Origin of the sequence: Paenibacillus algorifonticola (genome assembly GCF_000971975.1) — a bacterium.
GTDB classification, from domain to species: domain Bacteria; phylum Bacillota; class Bacilli; order Paenibacillales; family Paenibacillaceae; genus Pristimantibacillus; species Pristimantibacillus algorifonticola.
The window spans coordinates 19,327-26,547 of sequence record NZ_KQ040788.1; the positions used below are offsets into that span (position 1 = coordinate 19,327).

The following is a 7,221-nucleotide window of genomic DNA, read 5'->3' on the forward strand; positions in this document are numbered from 1 at the left end:
TATGTGCCGCTCGATCCGGATTACCCGTCCGACCGGATCCGGTTTATGCTGGAGGACAGCGGAGCGGAAGTGCTGCTGACACAGACGCATCTGGAGGAGCGCACGCGGGAGTGGCTGGCGGAAGAGCAGACGCTGGAGGCCGTGCTGTGCTTGGACGACGAGGCGCTGTACCGCGAAGGAGCGTCGAACGACCCGAACCGGATGAATCTGGTGAACGTCAACAAGGCCAGTGATCTGGCCTATGTGATCTATACGTCGGGGACGACCGGACGGCCGAAGGGCGTCATGATCGAGCACCGCAGTCTGGTGAATACGGCGGATGGCTATCGCCGGGAGTACCGCCTGGCCGAGTTCCCGGTCCGGCTGCTGCAATTGGCGAGCTTCTCCTTCGACGTGTTCGTGGGGGATATAGCGCGGACGCTGTACAACGGCGGAACGATGGTCATTTGCCCGAAGGACGACCGGATCGACCCTTCCCGGCTGTACGGCTGGATACGGGATTGGGAGATTACGGTCTTCGAATCGACGCCGGCGCTGATCGTGCCGTTCATGGCGTATATCGCCGAGCAGGAGTTGGAACTTCCCTCGATGCGGCTGCTGATTACGAGCTCAGACAGCTGCAGCGTGGGGGATTACCGCGAGCTGCAGGAGAGGTACGGCGGGCAGATCCGCATCATGAACGCCTACGGAGTGACGGAAGCGGCGATCGATTCGAGCTACTACGAGGAGTCTTTGGAGAAGCTGCCGGAGACAGGGAACGTGCCGATAGGCAAGGCGTGGCTGAACGCACGGTTTGCGATCGTCGATGCGCATCTGAATCCGGTGCCGGTGGGCGTGCTGGGCGAGTTGTGCATCGGAGGAGCGGGGGTGGCCCGTGGCTACTGGAATCGACCGGAGCTGACGGCGGAGAAGTTTGTGCCGAGTCCGTTCGAAGCGAGGGAGCGGTTGTACCGGACGGGGGATCTGGCGCGCTGGATGCCGGACGGGAACGTGGACTTTATCGGACGGATCGACCATCAGGCGAAAATCCGGGGATACCGGATCGAGATCGGGGAGATCGAGTCGCAGCTGCTGAAAGCGGAAGGCGTGGGGGAAGCGGTCGTGGTGGTGCGAGAGGACGCAGGAGGGGAGAAAGCCTTGTGCGCATACTACACGGCGGAGGATGAGGTGAAGGCAAGCGAGCTGAGAGCGGCGTTGTCGCAGGAGCTGCCGGGGTACATGATCCCGTCGTACTTTGTGCAGCTGGAGAGGCTGCCGCTCACCGCGAACGGCAAAATCGACCGCAAGGCGCTGCCGGCGCCGGAAGGCGGGCAGAGTGGCGTGGAGCATGTCGCGCCACGGACAGCGCTGGAGGCGAAGCTGGTACACATCTGGCAGGAGGTACTCGGGGCTGAGCAGGTCGGCGTCCGAGACAACTTCTTTGATCTCGGGGGCCACTCCTTGCGGGCAACCACGCTGGTAAGCAAGATCCATAAGGAGCTGAACGTGGATCTGCCGCTGCGGGACGTGTTCCGCCACGCTACGGTCGAGGAAATGGCCGGAGCAATCAACCGGATGGAGCAAGCGGAGCACGTCTCCATTCCTACGGCTGAAGAAAGCGATTATTACCCGATGTCTTCGGCGCAGAAACGGCTGTATATTCTGCAGCAAACGGAGGGAGCGGAACTAAGCTATAACATGTCGGGAGCGCTGTTCCTTTTGGGGCCGCTCGACCGGGCGCGTTTCGAAGCGGCGTTCCGCGCTCTGATTGCGCGTCATGAGACGCTGCGCACCGGGTTTGAGCTGGTAGACGGCGAGCCGGTACAGCGGATATACCCGCAGGTGGATTTTGCGGTGGAGTATAGGCAGGCAACGGAAGAGGAAGCAGAGGAAATTGCACGACAATTTGTCCGCACCTTTGATCTGGAGCAGCCTCCTCTGCTGAGGGTAGGGCTGATTCAAATAGAGAAAGAACGCCACATTCTGTTGTTTGATATGCACCATATCATTTCCGATGGCATTTCCATCAACATTGTGGTAGATGAATTTGTTCGTTTGTACAGCGAGGAGACGTTGCCCCCTCTGCGGATTCAATATAAGGATTATGCCGTGTGGCAACAGTCCGTAGCTCAGCGCGAACGAATGAAACGCCAGGAGGCTTACTGGACGAATGTTTTGAGCGGCAAACTGCCACGCTTGGAACTGCCGACCGATTTCGCCAGACCGGCCATTCGCAGCTTTGAGGGAGCTGTGCTGAGCACCGTCATCGACAAACAGAGAAGCGAAGGATTGCAGCGAATTGCCGAGGAAACCGGGTCAACCCTATACATGGTGCTGTTGGCGGCTTATACGGTTTTGCTTCATAAATACTCCGGTCAGGAAGACATCATCGTGGGCGCGCCGATTGCGGGAAGAACGCATACAGACGTAGAGCCGCTGATCGGAATGTTCGTCAATACGCTCGCCATCCGCAGTTATCCGGCGGGAGAGAAGAAGTTCCTGTCCTATTTGGAGGAAATGAAGGAGACGACCCTCCAAGCTTATGAGCACCAGGATTACCCGTTCGAGGAGCTTTTGGAAAAAGTGCAGGTTGCCTGGGAATTAAGCCGCAATCCGTTGTTTGACACCGTCTTTGTGCTGCAGAACACCGAAGACCGGAGTATTGGCGAGATCAGAGAGATGACCGTAGAACCGTTCATGCAGTATCAAACGATCGCCAGATTCGATCTGACCCTGGAACTGAAGGTAGAGAAGGATGGCACGATTAGCGGTCAATTCGAATATTGTACGAAATTGTTTACCCCGAACATGATCCGTCATTTCGGCGAGGATTTATTGACGATTATCAGCCAGATTTGCGAACAACCTTACGTCCTGTTGAACACGATTTCGCTTACACGCAATGCGGAGCAAGAGCAGCTCCTTGAAGAATTCATTGATTTTGCCTTTTAGTCTTCGTTCGCTGCAAGTGTGCGTGATGGCCGAAACGCCACAGCGCACACTTATGGCGAATGTAAACATGGTACAACCAGACTTTTGCGGGTAGAGAAGGAGACGATGAAAGTGGCATTTGAGAAGGAAGCCCTTTTTTGGAATGGAAAATTTGATGGTGAAGACGTTACGCCTACGAAACTGTCCTATAACAAATCGCCAAACAACGCTGCAGCGAAGATTCAGACGATTGCCGGCGCGCTGTCTGCGGATGTATCGCAACAGATTATTCAGTTAAGCAAAGGCTCCAGCTTGGCTACATACATGGTTCTATTAACGGGAGTGCAATGCCTCCTTTACAAATATACCAACGAGCAGCATATCCTGCTCGGCATGCCGGTTGTCAGCAAGCCGAACGAAACCGCGGGGCATATCAGCCCTGTTGTCATGCTCAAGGATAATTTCAGCGCGGATCAATCCTTTAAGGCTCTATTGAACCAAGTGAAGCTTTCATTGACGGAAGCGATCAAGCATCAGAACATACCGTTCCGGAAAATGACAGAACGGCTGGAGCTTCAATATATCGACGGAGTTCCTGTAGTCAACACCCTCGTTTCTTTGAAGGAAATCCACACGGCTGATGTCAGTCAGCATGTGATGACAGATATTTCATTGCAGTTCTCACATGAGAACGGTCTGGTTCGTTACCAGCTTGAGTATAACGAGAATTTGTATCATGCATCATTTATGAATCAGGCTATAGACCACCTGCATCGGCTGTTTTCGATCGTTCTCTCTTCGCCTGAGCTTGAAATCCGTCAAGCGGATATTTTGTTTGAATCGGAGAAGCAGCAGTTGCTGCACGCTTTCAACGAAACCAGCACGGAGTACCCGCGTGAACGAACGATCCATCAGTTGTTCGAGGAGCAGGCGGAACGTATCCCGGAAGCGGTAGCGGTAGTTTATGAGCAGGAGCATTTGACCTACCGGGAGCTGAATGAACGGTCGAACCGGCTGGCACGTACATTGCGCGCAAGGGGAGTGCAGGCGAACGAGCTTGTCGGTCTGATGGCAGAGCGCTCGCTGGAGATGATCGTTGGTATTATGGCGATCTTGAAAGCCGGCGGGGCTTATGTGCCGATTGATCCGGAGTATCCGGAGGAGCGCATTCGCTACATGCTGGAGGATTCGGGAGCGCAAGTGCTGTTGGCTCAGCGTGATCTGCAAACACGGGCATCCTTTGGCGGTGCCTGGATCGAGCTGGACGATGAGGCGTCTTATCATGAGAATGGCTCCAACCTGGAAGATGTCAACGAGCCGGAGCATCTGACCTACGTCATTTATACATCCGGAACGACCGGCAAGCCGAAGGGCAATTTGACGACCCATCGCAACATCGTTCGTGTTGCGCGCAACACCAACTACATAAACGTGACCGGGAAGGACAGTGTATTGCAATTATCAAGCTATTCCTTCGACGGATCGACGTTCGATATTTTCGGAGCGCTATTGAATGGAGCCAGGCTGATTCTTGTCCCCAAGGAAACGATGCTGGATGTAGGGAAATTGGCGGGCCTGATCGAACGGCAGCAAATTTCGGTGATGTTTATTACCACCGCATTTTTCAATGTGCTCGTAGACATGAAACCAGATTGCCTGCGCTACATTCGCGCTGTTTTGTTCGGCGGAGAACGGGTTTCCGTCAACCATGTGCGAAAAGCGCTTAAGCATCTTGGACCGGGCAAAATCAAGCATGTGTATGGACCGACGGAGAGCACGGTATTTGCGACATGCCACGATGTGAACGAAGTGCAAGAGGATGCGATCACGATTCCGATCGGACGGCCGATCAGCAATACGGCGATCTACATCGTCGACGCACAGAATAAGCCGCAGCCGATTGGAGTCGCCGGGGAGCTGTGCGTGGCTGGGGACGGACTGGCCAGAGGCTACTTGAACCGTCCAGAGTTGACGGCGGAGAAGTTTGTGGACAACCCGTTTGCGCCAGGCGAGCGGATGTATCGGACGGGCGACCTGGCCAGATGGCTGCCGGACGGCTCGATTGAGTATGTGGGCCGGATCGATGATCAGGTGAAGATTCGCGGCTTCCGCATCGAGCTGGGCGAGATCGAATCGCATTTGCTCAAGGTGGAGCCGATCGAGAAAGCGACGGTCGTGGTTCGTGAAACCGCCGGAGGTGAGAAGCAGCTCTGCGCGTACTTCGTAGCCGGCAGCGAGCTTGCGGCAAGCGAACTAAGAAACACCCTGTCGCAAGAGCTTCCGGGCTATATGATCCCGACGTACTTTGTGCAGCTGGCGCATATGCCGCTGACGACCAACGGGAAGGTGGACCGCCGAGCGCTTCCGGCCCCGGAGGAAAGCATGCAGACGGGGATGGACTATGTGGCGCCGAGAACGCCGCTGGAAGCGAAGCTGGCGCTCATCTGGCAGGACGTGCTCGGAGTTGGAAGGGTCGGCGTCCACGATAATTTCTTCGAGCTTGGCGGCCACTCGCTGCGCGCGACTACGCTGGTTGGCAGGATTCACAAGGAATTGAACGTCAGTCTGCCGTTAAAAGACGTGTTTCGTTCCGCTACCATCGAGAAGATGGCGGAAGCGCTCAAGGGGATGGCGCAGCAGGCATACGAAGCGATTCCTCGGACGGAGGCAAGCGAGTATTACCCCGTATCGTCGGCGCAGAAGCGGTTGTATATTTTGCACCAACTGGAAGGAGCGGAGCAAAGCTACAACATGCCAGGAGCGATGCTGCTGGAGGGAACGCTGGAACGGGAACGGTTTGAAGCGGTGTTCCGCGGTCTGATCGCACGCCACGAGACGCTGCGCACCGGGTTCGAGATCGTAAACGGCGAACCGGTACAAAGGGTATATCCAGAGGCGAATTTTGCCGTGGAGTATATGGAGGCTGGCGAAGAAGAGGCGGAACGGAAGGTGCGGGCATTCATCCGTGCGTTTGATCTGAAGAAGCCGCCGCTCCTGCGGGTAGGCTTGATCCAACTGGCGGAAGAACGCCACATCCTGCTCGTTGACATGCATCATATCATCTCGGACGGCGTATCTACGGATGTCCTCGTCGAAGAATTCGTCCGCCTGTACGGCGGCGAGGAGCTGCCGGCTCTGCGGATTCAGTACAAGGATTATGCGGTATGGCAGCAATCCGAAGCGCAGCGCGAGCGTCTGAACAAGCAGGGAGCCTACTGGCTGAGCCAGTTTAGCGGAGAACTGCCGGTGCTGGAGCTGCCGACAGATTATGCGCGTCCCGCCGTGCAGCGATACGATGGCGATACGCTGCAGTTCCGTATGGATGCCGAGAAGAGCGAGGGCTTGAAGCGAATGGCGGCGGAAAACGGCGCGACGCTGTACATGGTGTTGCTTGCGGCGTATACGATCCTGCTGCAAAAGTACACGGGTCAGGAAGATATTGTCGTCGGCACGCCAATCGCGGGAAGGACACATGGCGACCTGCAGCCCTTGATCGGGATGTTCGTCAATACACTGGCGCTGCGCAACGGCCCGGCCGGAGAGAAAACATTCCTGTCGTATCTGGAGGAAGTCAAGGAAACGACCTTGGGTGCCTACGAGCACCAGGATTATCCGTTCGAAGAACTGGTGGACAAATTGCAACTGACCCGCGATTTGAGCCGCAGTCCGCTCTTTGAAACGATGTTTTCGCTGCAAAATATTGAAAACAAGGAATTTGCTCTCGAAGGGCTTCGTTTGACGTCGTTTCCGAGTGACTACGGGATGTCAAAATTTGACCTGAGCCTTGACGTCATGGAGGGCAAAGGCGGTTTAGAATGCGCCCTCGAATACGCAACCGCATTGTACAAGCAAGAAACGGTAGAGCGGTTGGCGAAGCACTTCGAGCAAGTGGTCGCCGCGATAGTGAACGATCCGGGCGCGAAAATCGCGTCGTTAGGCATGCTGACGGCGGAGGAGCAGGAGCAGATTCAGCGCGTATTCAATCCAGAGACCGCGCCGCCGCTGCTGGAGAAAACCTTCCATCACCTGTTTGAGGAACAAGCGGAGCGGAGCCCTGAGGCGACGGCGGTGGTGTACGAGGAAAAGCGGCTGACCTACCGCGAGCTGAACGAGCGTTCGAACGGTCTGGCGCGCAGCCTACGGGCCCAAGGGGTGAAGCCGGATCAGCTGGTCGGCATTCTGGCCGATCGGTCGGTGGACATGCTGGTCGGGGCCCTGGCGGTATGGAAGGCGGGAGGCGCTTATGTGCCGCTCGATCCGGATTACCCGTCCGACCGGATCCGTTTTATGCTGGAGGACAGCGGAGCGGAA

At 56.2% G+C, this 7,221-nt stretch carries 2 protein-coding genes; both read left to right on the forward strand.

Going from position 1 to position 7,221, the window contains the following annotated elements; all coding sequences use genetic code 11:
- A partial coding sequence (locus tag WH37_RS06740) for a non-ribosomal peptide synthetase (protein ID WP_046229822.1) occupies positions 1 to 2,931 on the forward strand: 2,931 nt, incomplete at its 5' end.
- 111 nt (positions 2,932 to 3,042) lie between these two features.
- Positions 3,043 to 7,221: non-ribosomal peptide synthetase (locus WH37_RS06745; RefSeq protein WP_231594145.1), on the forward strand; the 4,179-nt coding region annotated here is incomplete at its 3' end.